This window comes from uncultured Acidaminococcus sp., from assembly GCA_900538365.1.
Classification (GTDB): domain Bacteria; phylum Bacillota; class Negativicutes; order Acidaminococcales; family Acidaminococcaceae; genus Acidaminococcus.
Map to the genome: position 1 here is coordinate 1 of UPXT01000079.1, position 2,653 is coordinate 2,653.

At 50.5% G+C, this 2,653-nt stretch carries 4 protein-coding genes; 2 read left to right on the forward strand and 2 right to left on the reverse strand.

What is annotated here, in order from left to right; genetic code table 11:
* Window positions 1–231: 231 nt before the first annotated feature.
* A complete protein-coding gene (locus tag QZQ08_RS09715; protein WP_296331472.1) occupies window positions 232–381 on the reverse strand; it encodes a hypothetical protein in 150 nt (49 codons plus the stop codon).
* 63 nt (window positions 382–444) lie between these two features.
* Here QZQ08_RS09715 and QZQ08_RS09720 point away from each other — a divergent pair, with 63 nt between their 5' ends.
* Complete coding sequence (locus QZQ08_RS09720) at window positions 445–630, forward strand: hypothetical protein (RefSeq protein WP_296331474.1); 186 nt, start codon at window positions 445–447, stop codon at window positions 628–630.
* A gap of 495 nt (window positions 631–1,125) precedes the next feature.
* On the opposite strand, the gene murI is transcribed toward QZQ08_RS09720, so the two are convergent.
* Window positions 1,126–1,950, reverse strand: a complete 825-nt coding sequence (murI, locus tag QZQ08_RS09725; RefSeq protein ID WP_296331477.1) for a glutamate racemase — start codon at window positions 1,948–1,950, stop codon at window positions 1,126–1,128.
* Between the two features lie 278 nt (window positions 1,951–2,228).
* Between murI and QZQ08_RS09730 the strand changes: the two genes are divergently transcribed.
* Window positions 2,229–2,558: a DUF3870 domain-containing protein gene (locus QZQ08_RS09730; protein WP_296331479.1), complete on the forward strand. Its 330-nt coding sequence runs from the start codon at window positions 2,229–2,231 to the stop codon at window positions 2,556–2,558.
* Window positions 2,559–2,653 lie beyond the last annotated feature (95 nt).

A 2,653-nucleotide genomic window follows, 5' to 3' on the forward strand; every position in this document is an offset into this window, starting at 1 on the left:
GCTATTGAGTGTGTTTCTTGATTATAGTTGTTCAAATTCAACTTGCAATTTACCGTCCAGGAAAATCGGGAAAATGGATATCAAAACAAAAAGGCAGGCGGTCTCAGTGGGCTGCCTGCCTTTCTGTTTTTTTAGGAAAATAAAAAAGCAAGGCGTTCATAGCGTTTTTTCTTTAGGACTTCTGCTTCTTCCCTTGTCATCGAAAGCCCGCTGCATCAGCTGGCAACTCATCTATTCCGGCAGGGAAAGGGCTTTTTCCTTGAGCGCGGCCCCTTCTTCCGTCAATAGGACAACCATCACCTGCTTGTCCAGCTTGCTGCGCTGACGCGCAGCATAGCCCAGGCGCTCCAAGGCCTTAGGAACCAGCGTGAGGGTTCTCAAATCAAGATAGAGGCGGTCCCCAGGTCTTTTACGGCTATTTCGTGCTCTTTCTAGAGAACCACCATGGCAATCGGCAGCGAAGAAGCCTTTCATTCCGGAGCCGATGCTGTCTTGAAAGGGGCTTATCCCAAAGACTTTTGGCGTCTTGTAAGAAGCCTGCAAAAAGTCGAAGCCGCCGGCGAAGAAAAGGCCAAAGCCATCTCTTCTGAGTCCGAGGTACCGGTTTATCAGAAGCTGCTGCTGAAATGAATGTTTTGCCCGTCAGGAAGGGGACCATGGATCTTTCCTAGAGGCGCTCATCGATCGGTTTGCACCGGAAGAAGCGCCCGTGGAAGGAAAGAAAGTCTACCGCTGCCCCGTGTGCGGCTAGGCGTATGTCGGGGACCTTAACAGCAAACCCGATGACTATGTCTGCCCGCTCTGTAACAAGCTCCATAAAAGTCTTTGTCTTTAAAAATAAAAAAAGTCAATCGCTGGGATCCGGCAGCTAAAAAAGGCTGCAAAGCAATGAAATCCACAAGGCTTTGCAGCCTTGTGTTTTTTGCCTCAGGGCAGCAGACGCACCGAGTCCTAAGGTAAAAATGAAGGCGGTTCTTTCAGGAGGTATCCCTATCTTTCCAAGGTCAGCCGCTTGCGGAAAACAGTCCAAACTAAAGGACCCTGACCCGCACCTGCGCTTAGGTTCGGGTCAGGGCTTATTTGTTGTCTGATGCCTTAGCGGTTTTACCGCACAACCGCCCTCGCTTAACTTACTTTCAGGGTCGGATCTTGCCGCTCGAGACCCACTACATGCGCCCGGCACGCACTCAAATCAACCATGAGGGAAGCTAGGCGCAGGCCTCTTTCAAGGTCGGTCGTAAAGCAGATTTCCGTAGTCCCAGTGCCGGTTTTGGACAAAAGATCCCGCTCGCAAAGGTCATACCGGCATTTTTTGGCGGTGACTTCTGCCGGATCAAGAACGGTGACGGCAGGTCCCATAGCCGCTTCGATTTCTTTTTTGAGGAAGGGGTAATGGGTGCAGCTCAGCATCACCGTATCGACGTCATGGCTCTTTAAGATATCCGTATATTCCTTGATGGCGTCTTTTAGTTCAGCCGTCCCAAATTGTTCGTGCTCGATGAGGGGAACCAGGCGGGGGCAGCCGACACCAAAGACTTGATACTCTGGATGGGCGGCTTCGATTTCCTTTTTGTGGGCTCCCGTACTGATCGTAAAATCCGTGGCCATGATGCCGATGCGCCCTGTTTTGGTGACAGAAGGGATCATCTTGCTGCCCTTGGCCATGCCGATGACCTCAAAATCATGGCCATTGCGGATGGTTTCTTCCCCCAGGACCGTAATCGTATTGCATGCTGCAACAAGGGCCTTGATATTGCGATAGGACAGGTAGTCGGTCATTTGATTGACGAGGCGAATGATGTCCTCACGGGACCGGTTGCCATAGGGCGTATTGAGCGTATCGCCCAAAAAGATGAAATGTTCATGGGGCATGAGCTCCTGCAGGCGGCGCAGGACCGTCAGTCCGCCAACTCCGGAATCAATGACGCCAATCGGCTGCTGTTTATTCATGATGTTCCTCCTCGGCAATTAAATAAAAAAAGGCCTGAAAGGGCGGGACGCCGCGATTCAGGCCTTACTTACGGACGGATGGCAGGGAAACTGCTTCCACATAACTAAGGAATGATGAAGTTTTTCACTACTGATGTAACTGTACCATAGATTTTTCAGAAAAGCAAGATATTTATTTGACACGCCTTTTCCTCAGGTGTAGGATGAAGGTATAAAGCCGCATAGTCCCATTTTTTGTACCAACAATCAAAAAACAACGGCCCTGAAAGGAACCCATCATGAAAACCTATCCACTAGATTCCGTCTTTGTGACCGGCGTGGCCCGGGTTTCCAAGGAAGATGCCATCAATGCCATGTACGGCACTTTTACCTTGAGCCTCGTCGTGGACGTGAAGACGGGAACCATCATCAACTGCAGCGCCAATATGATCATGAGCGATACCATTGATTTCCTGCGCCAGATCATTGAAGGCAAGAACCTTGTGACCGATACGGAGCTCATTACGGATGTGCTCAAAAAGCGCTTTCTGGCTCTGTCCCAAAAGGCCGTCGTGGCAGCCTTGAAGGACGCACAGAATCGCTTCCTCATGGCCTATCCCAGGAACTGACCCACCTGCGGCCAATGGGGGAGCGGCGCGGGTCATGCTATTTTTTGGTTCTTCACGGAAATTTGTGGGGTCATGGACAAATAAATATTGAAAAA